This is a genomic window from Spongiactinospora sp. 9N601 (assembly GCF_044326295.1).
Classification (GTDB): Bacteria; Actinomycetota; Actinomycetes; order Streptosporangiales; family Streptosporangiaceae; genus Spongiactinospora; species Spongiactinospora gelatinilytica.
Genome location: NZ_JBIRBB010000016.1, coordinates 1 through 14,156, shown reverse-complemented (window position 1 = coordinate 14,156; position 14,156 = coordinate 1). Strand labels below are relative to the sequence as shown.

Here is a 14,156-nt window from a genome sequence, read left to right as displayed (position 1 = left end):
CTGCACGCTCACGCGAGGCAGCGCAGCGCGGATCTGATCCTGGGGTCGAGCGGGTGGCCGGCGGGCAGCCGCCCCACGGTCGCCTCGACGAACTCCGGCGGGGAGAGCTGGGCCTCGGCCCCGTCGGCGTGGACCCAGATCTGCTCGGCGCTCGGCTCGACCTGGGCCTTGGCGTGCTGCTCGGCCAGCACGAACAGCGCGACCTTGACCCGCCAGGCGGTACGCTCGCCGGCCTCCTCGGCGGTGACCGGCGCGCCCACGTCGTCGGCGTGCGTGGCCAGCTCCGAGCAGTAGTGGAAGGTCTGCGCGCCCACCGGGTACGGCCCGGCGAGCGTCTGGAGGGTGGCGTTCCGGCCCAGCTCGCGCATCCGGCGGCGGGTCTCGGCGTTCTTCTGCCGCCACTCGGCCAGCACATCCTCGTACGGCTGGTCGCGGCGCTGCCGTACGCACCAGTCGTTGAACCCGCCGAGCCCCGACACGCCCTCCTGGGCCAGCGTGTCGGTGAGGCCGGCCAGGTCGTCGTCCAGGCAGGCGTGGTTGTACAGCTCCTCGCCGGCGAGATGGGCGAGCACGTCGCGGACCGACCAGCCGGCCGCCCGCGAAGGGCGGTCGCGCTCGCGCTCGCCCAGCCCGGTGAAGAACCGGTCGAGCCGTTCGGCCTCGGCGTCGTAGATGCCGAACGGGTCGAGGTCGGACACGGCCGCGTCGTCGATCGTCATGCCCGTCACGCTACCCGGTGGGCGTGCCCCGACACGGCGGCCGGATTGCCGGGGCCGCCGCGGGTGAGCAGAATCGGCCGGGTGCGAATCAGAGAAGCCGAGCCGGAGGAACTGCCCGCGCTGCGCGAGATCGAGCGCGCCGCCGGGCGTGTCTTCCGCGACTTCGGCATGCCGGAGATCGCCGACGACGAGCCGCCGCCGCTTCCGGTGCTGGAGGACTACCGGCGGGCGGGGCGGGCGTGGGTCGCGCTCGGCGGGTCCGGCGAGGTGGACGCCTACCTGCTGGCCGACCTGGTGGACGGCAACGCCCACGTCGAGCAGGTGTCGGTGCATCCGCGGGCGGCCCGGCGCGGGGTGGGCCGGGCGCTGATCGAGCACGTCGCGGGCTGGGCGGCGGCGCGGGGGATGCCCGCGCTGACCCTGACCACGTTCGCCGGCGTGCCGTGGAACGCGCCCTACTACGAGCGGTGCGGGTTTCGCCGGCTGGCCGAGTCCGAGCTGACCCCGGGCCTGCGCGAGATCCGGGCCAGGGAGGCGGCGCACGGCCTGGACCGCTGGCCGCGGGTGTGCATGCGCCGCGACCTCCCGGCGGTCCCCTGATCGGCTACCCCGGCCAGGTGGCGAGCAGCGCTCCGCCGTACGCGGCGGTGAGCCCGGCGGCGACGCTGCCGGCCGCGTTCAGCGCGGCCCGCGCCCGCCACCCCTCCGTGACCAGCCGCACCGTCTCGTACCCGAACGTGGAGTAGGTCGTCAGCGCCCCGCAGAACCCGGCCCCGAACAGCGCCATCAGCGCGCCGTCCGCCGGAAGCGCGGCCAGGAAGCCGAGCAGCGCCGAACCGGCGACGTTGACGGCGAACGTCCCCCACGGGAAGTCCGCTCCGGTGCGGGCGCGGATCACCCGGTCGGCCAGGTACCGCAGCGGCGCGCCCACCGCCGCGCCCAGCGCCACCAGCAGGTAGCTCACGACCGCCGCCGGAACAGCGCGCGGGTGAGCAGCACGCCCGCAGTCACGGCCGCCAGCGCGGCCACGAGCGTGCCCGCCAGGTAGGCGGCGGCGGTCAGCGGGTGCCCGGCCGCCAGCGCCTCCCGTACGTCGGCGATGTAGGTGGAGAACGTGGTGAACCCGCCGAGCACTCCCACCCCGAGGAACGGCCGGACCAGCGGGTGGGCCCGTCGTACCTCGGTGATCAGGACCATCAGCACCCCGATCAGCAGGCACCCGCACACGTTGATCCCGAACGTCGCCCACGCGAACGCCCCTGGCGGGTGCGGGAACGCCTCGGTGAGCGCGTATCTCGCCACGGCCCCCGCCGCCCCGCCCGCGGCCACCGCGGCCAGCGTGGCGGCCTCGCCTTTTCGGCCGGTCATATCTCGCGACCCTAGCCCGGCCGTCAAGCGGCGGGGGTGGAGACCGACTCGACGAAGTTCGCCCAAGCGGCCGTCCAACACTGTTCATGCGTATAGTGTGTGATTCAGGTGAACAGCATCCGGCGATGGAGGAGCAGATGGCCGACCCGATCGGAGACCCGGCGCTTTCGGATTTGACGGCCCGGGCGCGGATCAGGGACGCGGCACTGCGCCTGTTCGCCGACCGGGGCATCGACAAGGCCACGATCAGGGACATCGCCCGTGAGGCGAGCGTGTCACTGGGGCTGGTCCGGCACCACTTCGGGTCCAAGGAGGGGTTGCGCGACGCCTGTGACGCCTACGCGCTCGAACAACTCCTGCGGGTCAAGAAGGAGGCGCTGCGGGAAGGCCGCCAGGCCGACCCCGGGTTCCTGCCCTCGGTCCACCCGACCGTGCTGCTGCTCCAGCGCTACTTCAGCCACTCCATGCTCGACGGCTCGGCAGCGGCGGCGGCGATGTTCGACCACATGGTCGGCCTGGCGGAGGAGTGGGTGCGCGACAACGTGTCCGGCGTCGCCGACGTCAGGGCCTTCGCCGCGATGCTGGTCGCCATGCAGTTCGGGCCGCTCGTCATGCACGAGCAGGTTTCTCGGGCGCTGGGCGCGGACGTGCTCGCCCCCGACGGGCACCTGCGGATGAGCATGGCGGCCCTGGAGATCCACGCCACCCCCCTGCTTCCCGAAGATTACGCCGCCGAGGCGCGGGCGGGATACGACCGGCTCGCGGCCCAGCGGCGGTCCGCCGCCAGAGCGGACCCCGAGGTTCCAGCCTGATCAGGCGAAAGGAAACGTCATGCGGCAATCGTCAGACCCTGTCCAAGAGCGGCCCGCCCGGCCGCTGCCCACCGAGCGCCCCGCCGGGTGCCCGTTCGACCCGCCCAGCGAGCTGGCCACGCTCCGCGAGGAGGACCCGGTCAGCCCGATGCTCTACCCCGACGGGCACATCGGCTGGCTGGTGACCGAGCACGTCCTGACCCGTCAGGTGCTGGCCGACGCCCGGTTCGGCGCGCGGGCCGACCTGGTGCACTCGCCGCTGCCCAGGGCGGGGGCCGGGGGGAGCGTACGGCGGCCCGCGCCGCCCGGTGTCTTTTCCCAGATGGACCCTCCGCAGCACACCCGCTACCGCCGTCTGCTGGCCGGCCAGTTCACCGTGCGGCGGATGCGCCTGCTGGCCGACAACGTCAGGGAGATCACCGCCGGCCGGCTCGACGCCATGGAGCGGCAGGGCCCGGTGGTGGACCTGGTGGAGCAGTACGCGCTGCCCATCCCGTCATTGGTGATCTGTGAGCTGCTGGGCGTGCCGTACGAGGATCGCGACCGCTTCCAGCACGACACCGAGGTGCTGATGCGGATGGGCACCTCCCGTGAGGAGACCATCGCCGCCTTCGTCGCGGTCCAGGAGCACATGGCCGAGCTGGTCGCGGCCAAGCGCGCCGAGCCCGCCGACGACCTGCTCAGCGACCTGGTCAACGGCGACGGCGGGCTGACCGACGAGGAGCTGATCAACGTCGGCGGCGTCCTGCTGGCCGCCGGGTTCGAGACCACCGCCAACATGATCGCGCTCGGCGTCTTCGCGCTGCTGCGCCACCCCGACCAGCTCGCCGTGCTGCGCGACGGTCCCGGCATCACCGAGCTGGGCCACGCCGACCCGATCGTGGAGGAGCTGCTGCGCTACCTGAGCGTCATCCCGGGGACGGTCAGGGTCGCCATGGAAGACGTCGTGCTGGGCGGGCAGGAGATCAAGGCCGGGCAGTCGGTCACGGTGTCCATCCCGGCGGCCAACCGCGACCCCGAGCAGTTCCCCGACCCCGACCGGCTCGACTTCGGGCGGCCGGTGGGCGGGCACGTGGCCTTCGGGCACGGGATCCACCAGTGCCTCGGCCAGCAGCTCGCGCGGGTGGAGATGCAGATCGCGCTGCCCGCGTTGTTCGAGCGGTTCCCCGGCCTGCGGCTCGCCGTGCCGCCGGAGGAGGTGCCGATGCGCACCGACATGCTCATCTACGGCGTGCACCGGCTCCCGGTCACCTGGGAGCCGGTGGCCTGACCGGCAGGTCAGGCAGGCATGTTCACACCGAGCGCAGGAACGCCGCCAGCGCTCTCGCGACGCGTACCGGGTCCTCCTGGTCGGGGGCGTTGTGCCCGACGCCGGGGAAGGCCGTCAGGCAGGACCCAGGTACGGCCGCGCGCAGCAGCTCCGCCGCCCGGCGCAGATGGGCGGGGCTGCGCTCGCCGGTGAGCAGCAGCATCGGCGCTTTGATCCCCCGGTAGCGCTCGATCGATGACCGCACGAGCGCCTCGGCGTGCCGGCTCAGCGTGTACGCCCGCCCGAAGCCGCGCGGCCGTCCCGCCGTGACGCGGGGGCCCGGCCCGGCCGCGGGCTCGTACAGCACGAGCCCGCGCACCGGGTGGCGCAGCGCCGTCTCCAGCGCCACCATTCCGCCGTAGCCGTGGCCGAACAGCAGGTCCGCACCGGTCTCGGCGATGAGCGCGCCGAGGTCGGCGCAGTCGTCTTCCAGCGTGTGCCCCATGCCCTCCCCGCAGAACCCCCGGCCGCACGCTTCCGCGACCGGGCGTTCATCAAGGCGCCCACCGGGCCCTCGTCCAGCAGCAGCGCCGCGGCGATCGGCCACATGGACGGTGAACTCTTCCGCGAGCTGGCCCGCCATGGCGTGGTAATGCCGCCCCGCCCTGGTGCCGCCGGGCACCAGCACCAGGCCCGGGCCGTCGCCGCGGACCTCGTAGGTGACAACGGCACCGCCGGCCGTGACGACGTGGTCGTGCATGTCCGTCCGCATCGGAGCCCCCGCTCTTTGCATGACTTTCCACCATCGTGGCGACATTCGCTGTCAGAACCCGGCCAAGACGCGGACATCACCGACAACATTATTTTTCTTGACAACTCTCATTGTCGGTGAGAGAGTGAAGCCATGTTCGAAGTGGCGGTGATCGACGATCCGGCCGCGGCAGAGGTCTCACTCGACCCCGTGCGCGCCAGATTGCTTGCTGAGCTGGCCGTTCCCGCGTCGGCGACGATGCTCGCCGGGCGGGTGGGCCTGCCCCGGCAGAAGATCAACTATCACCTGCGCGCACTGGAGCGGCACGGGTTGATCGAGCTGATCGAGGAGCGCAGGAAGGGAAATGTAACCGAGAGGGTGATGCGGGCGACCGCGGCGTCGTACGTGATCTCGCCCGCGGTGCTCGGGGCGGTCCAGCCCGACCCCGACCGGGCCCCCGACCGGCTGTCCGCGCGCTGGCTGCTGGCCATCGCCACCCGGCTGGTGCGCGAGGTCGGCATGCTGATCACGGGCGCGGCCCGGGCACAGCGGCGGGTGGCCACGTTCGCGCTCGACGGGGAGGTGCGGTTCGCCTCCGCGGAGCGGCGCGCGGCGTTCGCCGACGAGCTGGCCACGGCGGTGACCGGGCTGGTCGCCAAATACCACGACGAGTCCGCGGCGGGCGGGCGGGCGCACCGAGTGATCGTCGCCGTCCATCCCGCGATCCGGGCACCTCAGGGGGAGTGACATGGGACACGCGTTCGAGGGCGAGACGGAGGCCGAGGTCGACGCGACCCCGGAGCAGATCTGGGCGGCCATCGCGACCGGGCCGGGGGCCGACTCCTGGTTCATGGGCACCAACCACGTCGAGCCGGGGCCCGGCGGCACGGTCCGCACCTTGTTCGGGGCTTACCGGGGCGAGTCGCTGATCACCGGCTGGGATCCGCCGCACCGGCTCGCCTACGGGTCGGAGCCGGCCCCCGACGGGCGGTTCATGGCTTACGAGTTCCTGATCGAGGGGCGCGGCGGCGGGAGCACCGTGCTGCGCCTGGTCACCAGCGGGTTCCTGCCCGGTGACGACTGGGAGACCGAGTACGACGCGATGACCAAGGGCGGCGCGCTGTTCTTCGCCACCCTGCGGGCCTACGTGGAGCACTTCGCCGGCCGTACCGCGACACCCGTCACCGCCTTCGGCCCGATCGTGGCCGACTGGGGTCGCACCTGGGCCGCCCTGCGCGGCCGGCTCGGCCTCGGTGACGACGTGAAACCCGGGCAGACCGTGCGGTTCACCCCCGGCGGCCTCGCGCCCATCGACGGCGTCGTCTACTTCGTCAACGAGCACACCCTGGGCATCCGCACGGACGACGCCATCTACCGCTTCCTGCGCGGGCTCCACGGCCCGATGGTCGCCGCCCACCACATCTTCACCCGCATCGATGAGCAAACGACCCAGGGCGCATGGGAGTCCTGGCTGACCGGATTGGAAAGAGGATGAGCATGTACGTTACGTCCAAGGACGGCACCCGGATCCGCTACGACCGGGCGGGCGAGGGCCCCGCGGTGATCCTGGTGGACGGGGCGCTGTGCCACCGTTCCTTCGGCCCGATGAGCGGCATCGCCGCGCTGCTGGCCGAGCACCTGACGGTGTTCAACTACGACCGGCGCGGGCGCGGCGAGAGCGGCGACACCGTGCCCTACGCCGTCGAGCGGGAGATCGAGGACATCGAGGCCCTGATCGGTGCGGCCGGCGGGTCGGCGACGCTGGCCGGCCTGTCCTCCGGCGCGGTGCTGGCGCTCGACGCGGCGGGCAGGCTGCCCGGGGTGGAGCGGGTCATCGCCTACGAGGCGCCGCTGACCACCCAGGAGGGCGACCGCACGCCTCCCGAGCACCTGGCCAGGCTCCAGGAGCTGGTCACGGCGGGCCGCAGGGGAGACGCGGTGGCCTACTTCATGACCGACATGGCGGGCGTGCCCGCCGAGGCCGTCGCGGGGATGCGGGCCGCGCCGGTGTGGCCGGCGCTCGAAGCCGTCGCGCACACCCTGCCCTACGACACCGCCGTGCTGGGCAACGGCCGGTTCGACGCCGAGCGGGGCGCGCCGATCAAGGTGCCCGCCCTGGTCATGAGCGGCGAGCTGGGCGTGCCCCCGATCGTGGCGGCGGCCCGGCACATCGCCGAGACGCTGCCCGACGGCCGCCACGCCGAGCTGGCCGGGCAGTCGCACGAGGTGGCGCCCGAGGCGATCGCCCCGGCGATCGTGGAGTTCGTCACCTCCTGAGCGGGGTCAGTGGGGCTCCTGGACGATGGGCAGCGGGCGGTGGGCCATGGTGCCCGCCGAGGTCCAGAGCATCCCGGCGGCGGTGATCAGCACGGCCAGCGCGACCCACCCCGCCGCGCGCCCGAGGCGCAGGCCGTACCCGCTGATCAGCCAGTAGGCGCAGAGCAGCCAGCGGCCGGGCCCGGTGCGCGCCAGGCGGCGCATCTCCATCGCGCCGAACGCGAAGTCGGTGGCCGTGTGCCGGTCGTCCACCCCGGCGCGCAACCGGGAGTAGAGCGCTTCCAGTTGCGTCGCCGTCGGCGGGCCGTCGCCCTCGGCCTCCGGCCAGCCGCGCCAGGCCCGCTCGTCGGCCAGTACGCTGCGCCGCCGCCACCAGCGCAGCGGGGGCCAGGTCAGGGCCAGGCGCACACCTCGCGGCGGGGCGGCGAACACGCAGCCGGACAACCGCAGCCGCTCCGGATGGCGCAGCCCGGTGAAGCTGCACCCGCTGAGATCGACCCCCGACAGCGCGAGGCCGGTGCCCGCGGCCACCTCGCGCAGCGACACCAGCCGGACCGGGCCCCTGCCGACGAGCGTGGCCGCGTCGGCGAGGGTCGCGCCCTCAAGGTCGGCCTGCGCCTCGCGCAGTCGTACGGTGAGCGGGCCGCCCGAGACGCGTAACCTGCGCAGATCCACCGAGCAACCGGCGGCGGTGAGCGCGAGCCCGGCGCTCGCGCCGGCTCCGGCCAGCGAGAGGCCGCCGCCCACCGTGCTGGGCGCCAGGTAGGCGGCGGCGGAGAAGCAGGCCCCCGCGAAGGACGCCTGCCCCCCGAACACCGTCCGGCGGAAGGAGACCACCCGCCGGAAGCGGGCGGTGCGAAAGCCGGCGTTGCCCGCGAACCGCGCCCCGTCGAAGCTCGCGGGCCCGAAGAACACGCTGCCGTGGAACGACGCGTCCTTGCCGAACCTGGCCGAGTCGAACACGGCGTCGCCGCCCGTCGTGGCCTCGTCGAACACCGCGTACCCGCTGACCCTGGCCTCGGAGAACGACAGGTGCCCGGCGAAGTGGGCGTCCCGGAAACAGACGTTCGTGGCGAAGTGCGCGTCGTAGAAGGAGGCCAGGCCGTGGAAACAGGCGTGGTCGAACGAGGCGTCGCCCTCGAACACGGTGGCGCCGAACCGGGCGTCGCCGTCGAAGACGGCGTGATCGAACCGGGCCCGGCCCAGCCGCCCGCCGGTCACTCCCAGGATGTGTTCCAGGAGCCTGGCCGGAACGCGTACACCGCGCAGGTCGATCGCCGGGGCGGGCCGGCCGCGGGCCCGCCCGGCCGTGCCGGGCGGTGTCGCGGTCAGCACGGCGTCGATCTCTTCGGGCGTGAGGTGGGCCAGACACCGGCCGTACTCCGGGTGGGCGGCCCCCGTGCACGCGGAACAGGCCGCCCATCCGACATCCCAAGGTCGCATACATCGGTCATACACGGTATGTCGTCTGGGGAGAACCGTCCGTGAGGATGGAATGCGATTCCTCCACCCACCGGTCACCCGGTGGTCCCGTCAAGTGCCAGGTTCAGCTCCAGCACGTTGACGGCGGGCTCGCCCATGAATCCCAGCGCCCGGCCCGTGGTGTGCTCGCCGATCAGCTCGCGTACCCGGGGCAGCGCCAGGCCGCGCTCCCTGGCCACGCGCGGGGCCTGAAGCTCGGCGTAGGCGAGCGAGATGTGCGGGTCCAGGCCCGACCCGCTCGCGGTCACCGCGTCGGCGGGCAGCACGGCGGTCGCGCTCCCCCTGACCGGTACCGTGCGCCCGGCCGCGTAGTCCTCGCCCGGCTTGCCGCATTCGACCCTGACCCCCTGGTAGGCGGCCACGAACGGCACCGCCGGGCACGCCTGGTTGACGCTGACCACCCGGGTGGGCGTGCCCACGGCCGGGAAGACCTTGAGCACCGCCCCCACCCCGTCGCCGGTGCAGTACGGCCGCCCGCCGGAGACGCCCTCCAGCTCGCCCGCCGCCTTGGAGCGCGCGCAGACCTGGGTGAGCAGCGACTGACGTCCCTCCTCGCCCGATGTGGGCAGGGTGTCCAGGACGTCCTCGGGGCCGAGGTTGCTCGCGCTGGTGGACGTGGGGTCATAGCCGTCGCCCGCCGCCGACGGACGGCTCTGGAAGTACTTCCCGATCGGGTTTCCCTCCGCGTCGGTGAAGCGCTGCCCGATGAGCGCGCTGCCCACCGCCTTACCGTCCTTCTCGATCAGCGAGCCGTTGGCCTTGCCGTTGAACACCGCCTGGGCCACCCCCGTCACGACCAGCGGGTAGGCCGCGCCGAGCAGCACCGTGAGCACGAGCAGCGCGCGCAGTGCCGCGAGGTGCCCGCGAATCCACGCCGGTAGTCGTTGCATGATTCACATCCCCGGAAAGAACTGAATGATCAGGTCGATCAGCTTGATGCCGATGAACGGCGCGACGACCCCGCCCAGGCCGTACAGGTAGAGGTTGCGCGACAGCAGCTTGGCGGCGCCGGCCGGGCGGTAGCGCACGCCGCGCAGGGCGAGCGGGATCAGCGCGATGATGATCAGCGCGTTGAAGATCACCGCGGACAGGATCGCCGACTGCGGGCTGGACAGCCGCATGATGTTGAGCGTGTCGAGGCCCGGATAGACCGCGGCGAACATCGCCGGGATGATCGCGAAGTACTTCGCGACGTCGTTGGCGATGGAGAACGTGGTCAGCGCGCCCCTGGTGATCAGGAGCTGCTTGCCGATCTCGACGATCTCGATGAGCTTGGTCGGGTTGGAGTCCAGGTCGACCATGTTCCCGGCCTCCTTGGCGGCCGAGGTGCCGGTGTTCATGGCCACCCCGACGTCGGACTGCGCCAGGGCGGGGGCGTCGTTGGTGCCGTCCCCGGTCATGGCGACCAGCCGGCCGCCCTCCTGCTCCTTCTTGATCAGCGCGAGCTTGTCCTCGGGGGTGGCCTCGGCCAGGAAGTCGTCCACTCCGGCCTCGTCCGCGATGGCCTTGGCGGTCAGCGGGTTGTCCCCGGTGATCATCACGGTCCTGATGCCCATCCGGCGCATCTCGGCGAACCGTTCGGCCATGCCCGGCTTGACCACGTCCTTGAGGTGGATCACGCCGAGCACCCTTGCCCTGTCCCCATCGACCTCGCCGACCACCAGCGGGGTGCCGCCGGAGGCGGAGATGCCGTCCACCAGGTGGCCGACCTGGTCGGTGGGGTGGCCGCCGTGGTCGCGGACCCACTTCATCACGGCGGTGGCCGCGCCCTTGCGCACCTGCCGGCCGTCCATGTTCACGCCGGACATCCGGGTCTGGGCGGTGAACGGCACCCACCCGGCGGTGGCCAGTTCACCCGGCTCGCGTTCGCGCAGGCCGTACGCGCGCTTGGCGAACACGACGATGGACCGGCCCTCGGGCGTCTCGTCGGCCAGGCTGGACAGTTGCGCCGCCAGCGCCAGTTCCTCCTCGCCCACCTCCGCCACCGGGACGAACTCCGCCGCCTGCCGGTCGCCCAGCGTGATCGTGCCGGTCTTGTCCAGCAGCAGCGTGTTGACGTCACCCGCGGCCTCCACCGCGCGGCCGGACATCGCCAGCACGTTGCGCTGCACCAGCCGGTCCATGCCGGCGATGCCGATCGCCGACAGCAGCGCGCCGATGGTGGTCGGGATCAGGCAGACCAGCAGCGAGGCCAGTACGAGCCCGGTCACGCCGTCGCCGGTCAGCGCGAGCGAGTCGGGGATGCCGGGGTTGGCGGCCTTGGCGTAGATCGCCATCGGCTGCATGGTCACCGTCGCGGCCAGGAAGATGACCGTGAGCGCGGCCAGCAGGATGTTCAGCGCGATCTCGTTGGGGGTCTTCTGCCGGTTCGCGCCCTCGACCAGGGAGATCATCCGGTCGATGAAGCTCTCGCCGGGCTTTTGGGTGATCTCGACGACGATCCGGTCGGAAAGCACCTTGGTGCCGCCGGTCACCGCCGAACGGTCACCGCCCGACTCCCGGATGACCGGGGCCGACTCGCCGGTGATGGCCGATTCGTCCACCGAGGCGATGCCCTCCACCACGTCGCCGTCGCCGGGGATGATCTCGCCGGCCTCGACCACCACGCGGTCGCCGGGCCGCAGTTCCGGCGCGCCGACCGTCTCGATGGCGTCACCGACGAGCTTGCGGGCGACGGTGTCCCGTTTGGCCGCGCGCAGCGTGGCCGCCTGGGCCTTGCCCCGGCCCTCCGCGACCGCCTCGGCCAGGTTGGCGAACACCACGGTCAGCCACAGCCAGACCACGATCGCCCAGCCGAAGAACGTCGGGTCGAGTATCGCCAGCACGGTGGTGAACACGGCGCCGATCTCCACGATCAGCATCACCGGATTGCGCCACAGCGTGCGGGGGTTCAGCTTGGCAAGCGCGGCCGGCAGCGAGCGGACCAACTGCCTGGGGTCCAGCAGCCCGCCCCCGACCCTGCGCTCTGACGTGCTCATTACGAAAGCCCTTCTGCGAGCGGCCCGAGCGCCAGCGCGGGCAGGAAGGTCAGCGCGATCAGGATGATCGTGACGCCGACGACCATGCCGACGAACTGCGGCCGGTGGGTGGGCAGCGTGCCCGCCGACTCCGGCACCGGTGCCTGCCGGGCCAGCGACCCGGCCAGGGCCAGCACGAAGATGATCGGCAGGAACCGGCCGAGCGCCATGCACAGGCCGAGCGCCGTGTCGTACCACGGCGTGTTCACGGTGAGGCCGCCGAAGGCCGACCCGTTGTTGTTGGACGCGCTGGTGAAGGCGTACAGGACCTCGGAGAACCCGTGCGGGCCGGTGTTCAGCATCCCGGCCAGGCCGTCCGCGTTGCCCATCGCCAGGGCCGTGCCGGTCAGCACCAGGATCGGAGTGACCAGGAAGTACAGCGAGGCCAGCTTGATCTCGCGGGCCCCGATCCGCTTGCCCAGGTACTCCGGCGTGCGGCCGACCATCAGCCCCGCCACGAAGACGGTGATCACCGCCAGCACCAGCATGCCGTACAGGCCGGCGCCGACGCCGCCGGGCGCGACCTCGCCCAGCATCATGTTGAACATCACCATCATGCCGCCGAGCGGGGTGTAGGAGTCGTGGAAGGAGTCCACCGCGCCGGTCGAGGTGAGCGTGGTCGCCGCGCCGAAGGTCGCGGAGTTCGCCACCCCGAACCGCACCTCCTTGCCCTCCATCGCCGCGCCCACGGCCTGCGGCACCGTCGCGTTGCCGGTCAGCTCGAAGACGTTGGTGAGGGTGACGCTGGCCAGGGCGAGCACGGCCATCACCGCGAGGATGGCGTTGCCCTGGCGCTTCTGGCCGACCATCCGGCCGAACGTGCGCGGCAGCGAGAACGGGATGACCAGGATCAGGAAGATCTCGAACCAGTTCGTCCAGCTCGTGGCGTTCTCGAAGGGGTGGGCGGAGTTGACGTTGTAGAAGCCGCCGCCGTTGGTGCCCAGCTCCTTGATGACCTCCTGGGAGGCCACCGGGCCGCCGGTCACGCTCTGCGCGCCGCCGGTCAGCGTGGCGATCTCCTGCGGGGCCGCGAAGTTCTGCACCAATCCGCCCGCGACCAGCACGAGCGCGCCGACGAAGGCGATCGGCAGCAGGATTCTGACCGTGCCGCGGACCAGGTCCACCCAGAAGTTGCCGAGGTTGTCGGTGCGGTTCCGGGCGAACCCGCGTACCAGTGCCATCGCCACGGCCATGCCGACCGCGGCCGAGACGAAGTTCTGTACGGCGAGGCCCGCCATCTGGGTCAGGTGGCCCATGGTGGACTCGCCGGAGTACGCCTGCCAGTTGGTGTTCGTCACGAAGCTGACGGCGGTGTTCCAGGCGACATGGTCGGGCACCGGGTCCATGCCGAGGCTCAGGAAGAGCTTGTCCTGGAGGCGTTGCAGGCCGTACAGGAACAGGATGGAGATGACGGAGAAGGCGAGCACGCCGCGCGCGTACGCGCTCCACCGCTGCTCGGCGTCGGCGTTGACGCCGAGCAGCCGGTAGATCAGGCGTTCGGCGGCGAGATGCCGGGTCGTGGTGTAGACGCGGTACATGTGGTCGCCGAGTGGCCGGTGGACCAGGGCCAGGGCCAGGATCAGGGACGCGATGAACAGCGCGCCCGCGGTCGCGGTGCCCATCAGAAGCGCTCCGGGAACAACAGGGCGGCGACCATGAAGATCACCAGCAGCGCCACCACGGCGAGTCCGGCGGCGTTGACGACGCTCACAGCCGTTCCACCGCCCGTACGACAAGGCCCAGGACCGCGAACACCGCGACCGTCAGGGCCACGAAGATGACGTCGGCCATCCCCACTCCTCGAAATCAGCGTTCGCCGGAGAACTTCACCGGCGCTCATTGAATGAAAGAGGGGATTGAGCAGGTTTTGTGGGTTCTTGATGGGTTGTATACGGCTGCGCGGTGAATATTGATGCCGCTCATACGGGGCCTGGGCGGGGCGTCAGGATGGCGTCAAAGTCGACGGCCATGGCGTAGTGAAAGCGTCAAGGACCCTACAGTCTTCGTTTTATATGCGTTTTCTAGGTTATATGCGAGTCCACCGGGAATCCATGATCGATGAGCCCCAGGGCCGGCTCCGGGTGTATCTCGGGGCGGCCCCCGGGGTCGGCAAGACCTACGCGATGTTGTGCGAGGGGCGGCGGGCGCTGGCCCGGGGCCGGGATGTGGTCGTCGGGCTGGTGGAGACCCATGGCCGGGCCCAGACCGCGGCGCTGTTGGAGGGGCTGGAGATCCTGCCGCGGCGCACGGTGGTGCATCGGGGGGCGTCGTTCACCGAGTTGGACGTGGCGGCGGTGCTGGCTCGTCGTCCGCGGGTGGTGCTGGTGGATGAGCTGGCGCACACCAACGTTCCCGGTTCGGGTAATGCCAAGCGGTGGCAGGACGTGCTGGAGATCGTGGCGGCCGGGATCGATGTGGTCACGACGGTGAACGTGCAGCATCTGGAGTCGGTCAACGATGTGGTGGAGCGGATCACGGGGG

The 14,156-nt window shown here is 71.8% G+C and carries 15 protein-coding genes and 1 pseudogene; 7 read left to right on the top strand and 9 right to left on the bottom strand.

The annotated features are described in order from the left end of the window. Positions 1-8 precede the first annotated feature (8 nt). Positions 9-719, bottom strand: coding sequence for a maleylpyruvate isomerase family mycothiol-dependent enzyme (locus ACH34R_RS32485; RefSeq protein ID WP_397565383.1), 711 nt, complete (start codon positions 717-719; stop codon positions 9-11). An 81-nt stretch (positions 720-800) separates the two neighbouring features. On the opposite strand from ACH34R_RS32485, the gene ACH34R_RS32480 reads away from it, so the two are divergent. Then, entirely contained in the window at positions 801-1,319 is a 519-nt protein-coding gene (locus tag ACH34R_RS32480; RefSeq protein WP_397565382.1) for a GNAT family N-acetyltransferase, read from the top strand. Between the two features lie 4 nt (positions 1,320-1,323). On the opposite strand, the gene crcB is transcribed toward ACH34R_RS32480, so the two are convergent. Then, entirely contained in the window at positions 1,324-1,683 is a 360-nt protein-coding gene (crcB, locus tag ACH34R_RS32475; protein ID WP_397565381.1) for a fluoride efflux transporter CrcB, read from the bottom strand. Further along, the gene (locus tag ACH34R_RS32470; RefSeq protein WP_397565380.1) at positions 1,680-2,087 is read right to left on the bottom strand and encodes a fluoride efflux transporter FluC; all 408 of its coding nucleotides are present in this window, start codon (positions 2,085-2,087) and stop codon (positions 1,680-1,682) included. The genes crcB and ACH34R_RS32470 overlap by 4 nt, the downstream gene beginning before the upstream one ends. A gap of 125 nt (positions 2,088-2,212) precedes the next feature. Between ACH34R_RS32470 and ACH34R_RS32465 the strand changes: the two genes are divergently transcribed. Both ACH34R_RS32465 and ACH34R_RS32460 read left to right on the top strand, forming a co-directional pair. Further along, on the top strand, positions 2,213-2,899 hold the full coding sequence (locus ACH34R_RS32465) for a TetR/AcrR family transcriptional regulator (protein WP_397565379.1): 687 nt from the start codon (positions 2,213-2,215) through the stop codon (positions 2,897-2,899). Positions 2,900-2,918: 19 nt separating this feature from the next. Beyond that, positions 2,919-4,169, top strand: a complete 1,251-nt coding sequence (locus tag ACH34R_RS32460; protein ID WP_397565378.1) for a cytochrome P450 — start codon at positions 2,919-2,921, stop codon at positions 4,167-4,169. A gap of 22 nt (positions 4,170-4,191) precedes the next feature. Here the strand turns inward: ACH34R_RS32460 and ACH34R_RS32455 are convergent, their stop codons facing one another. Further along, positions 4,192-4,920, bottom strand: a complete 729-nt coding sequence (locus ACH34R_RS32455) for an alpha/beta fold hydrolase (RefSeq protein WP_397565377.1) — start codon at positions 4,918-4,920, stop codon at positions 4,192-4,194. 132 nt (positions 4,921-5,052) lie between these two features. On the opposite strand from ACH34R_RS32455, the gene ACH34R_RS32450 reads away from it, so the two are divergent. The 3 genes from ACH34R_RS32450 to ACH34R_RS32440 are packed head-to-tail and all read left to right on the top strand — an operon-like array spanning position 5,053 to position 7,176. Beyond that, entirely contained in the window at positions 5,053-5,646 is a 594-nt protein-coding gene (locus ACH34R_RS32450) for an ArsR/SmtB family transcription factor (protein WP_397565376.1), read from the top strand. Position 5,647: 1 nt separating this feature from the next. Further along, positions 5,648-6,394 carry an SRPBCC domain-containing protein gene (locus ACH34R_RS32445; protein WP_397565375.1) on the top strand — a complete coding sequence of 249 codons (747 nt, stop codon included), beginning with the start codon at positions 5,648-5,650 and terminating at the stop codon, positions 6,392-6,394. Beyond that, positions 6,391-7,176 (top strand): alpha/beta fold hydrolase, encoded by a 786-nt coding sequence (locus ACH34R_RS32440; RefSeq protein ID WP_397565374.1) that lies wholly within the window; start codon positions 6,391-6,393, stop codon positions 7,174-7,176. Before ACH34R_RS32445 ends, ACH34R_RS32440 begins: the two co-directional genes overlap by 4 nt. A 6-nt stretch (positions 7,177-7,182) precedes the next feature. Here the strand turns inward: ACH34R_RS32440 and ACH34R_RS32435 are convergent, their stop codons facing one another. The 5 genes from ACH34R_RS32435 to ACH34R_RS32415 all read right to left on the bottom strand — a co-directional run bounded on the left by ACH34R_RS32435 (position 7,183) and on the right by ACH34R_RS32415 (position 13,386). Continuing rightward, on the bottom strand, positions 7,183-8,619 hold the full coding sequence (locus tag ACH34R_RS32435; RefSeq protein WP_397565373.1) for a pentapeptide repeat-containing protein: 1,437 nt from the start codon (positions 8,617-8,619) through the stop codon (positions 7,183-7,185). Between the two features lie 74 nt (positions 8,620-8,693). After that, positions 8,694-9,548: a potassium-transporting ATPase subunit C gene (locus ACH34R_RS32430; protein WP_397565372.1), complete on the bottom strand. Its 855-nt coding sequence runs from the start codon at positions 9,546-9,548 to the stop codon at positions 8,694-8,696. Positions 9,549-9,551: 3 nt separating this feature from the next. Continuing rightward, positions 9,552-11,636, bottom strand: a complete 2,085-nt coding sequence (kdpB, locus tag ACH34R_RS32425; protein ID WP_397565371.1) for a potassium-transporting ATPase subunit KdpB — start codon at positions 11,634-11,636, stop codon at positions 9,552-9,554. Further along, the gene (kdpA, locus tag ACH34R_RS32420) at positions 11,636-13,297 is read right to left on the bottom strand and encodes a potassium-transporting ATPase subunit KdpA (RefSeq protein ID WP_397565370.1); all 1,662 of its coding nucleotides are present in this window, start codon (positions 13,295-13,297) and stop codon (positions 11,636-11,638) included. The genes kdpB and kdpA overlap by 1 nt, the downstream gene beginning before the upstream one ends. Then, positions 13,297-13,386 (bottom strand): potassium-transporting ATPase subunit F, encoded by a 90-nt coding sequence (locus tag ACH34R_RS32415; RefSeq protein WP_111167677.1) that lies wholly within the window; start codon positions 13,384-13,386, stop codon positions 13,297-13,299. Before ACH34R_RS32415 ends, kdpA begins: the two co-directional genes overlap by 1 nt. Before the next feature lie 340 nt (positions 13,387-13,726). Here ACH34R_RS32415 and ACH34R_RS32410 point away from each other — a divergent pair. After that, positions 13,727-14,156, top strand: a pseudogene (locus tag ACH34R_RS32410) (histidine kinase); the annotation flags it as partial.

Bases quoted from the DNA above. Each gene is read 5' to 3' on its own strand.
- ACH34R_RS32485 (WP_397565383.1), bottom strand. From the start codon at position 719: ATGACGATCGACGACGCGGCCGTGTCCGACCTCGACCCGTTCGGCATC.
- ACH34R_RS32470 (WP_397565380.1), bottom strand. From the start codon at position 2,087: ATGACCGGCCGAAAAGGCGAGGCCGCCACGCTGGCCGCGGTGGCCGCG.
- ACH34R_RS32465 (WP_397565379.1), top strand. From the start codon at position 2,213: ATGGAGGAGCAGATGGCCGACCCGATCGGAGACCCGGCGCTTTCGGAT.
- ACH34R_RS32460 (WP_397565378.1), top strand. From the start codon at position 2,919: ATGCGGCAATCGTCAGACCCTGTCCAAGAGCGGCCCGCCCGGCCGCTG.
- ACH34R_RS32455 (WP_397565377.1), bottom strand. From the start codon at position 4,920: ATGCGGACGGACATGCACGACCACGTCGTCACGGCCGGCGGTGCCGTT.
- ACH34R_RS32450 (WP_397565376.1), top strand. From the start codon at position 5,053: ATGTTCGAAGTGGCGGTGATCGACGATCCGGCCGCGGCAGAGGTCTCA.
- ACH34R_RS32445 (WP_397565375.1), top strand. From the start codon at position 5,648: ATGGGACACGCGTTCGAGGGCGAGACGGAGGCCGAGGTCGACGCGACC.
- ACH34R_RS32440 (WP_397565374.1), top strand. From the start codon at position 6,391: ATGAGCATGTACGTTACGTCCAAGGACGGCACCCGGATCCGCTACGAC.
- ACH34R_RS32435 (WP_397565373.1), bottom strand. From the start codon at position 8,619: ATGCGACCTTGGGATGTCGGATGGGCGGCCTGTTCCGCGTGCACGGGG.
- ACH34R_RS32430 (WP_397565372.1), bottom strand. From the start codon at position 9,548: ATGCAACGACTACCGGCGTGGATTCGCGGGCACCTCGCGGCACTGCGC.
- kdpB (WP_397565371.1), bottom strand. From the start codon at position 11,636: ATGAGCACGTCAGAGCGCAGGGTCGGGGGCGGGCTGCTGGACCCCAGG.
- kdpA (WP_397565370.1), bottom strand. From the start codon at position 13,297: ATGGGCACCGCGACCGCGGGCGCGCTGTTCATCGCGTCCCTGATCCTG.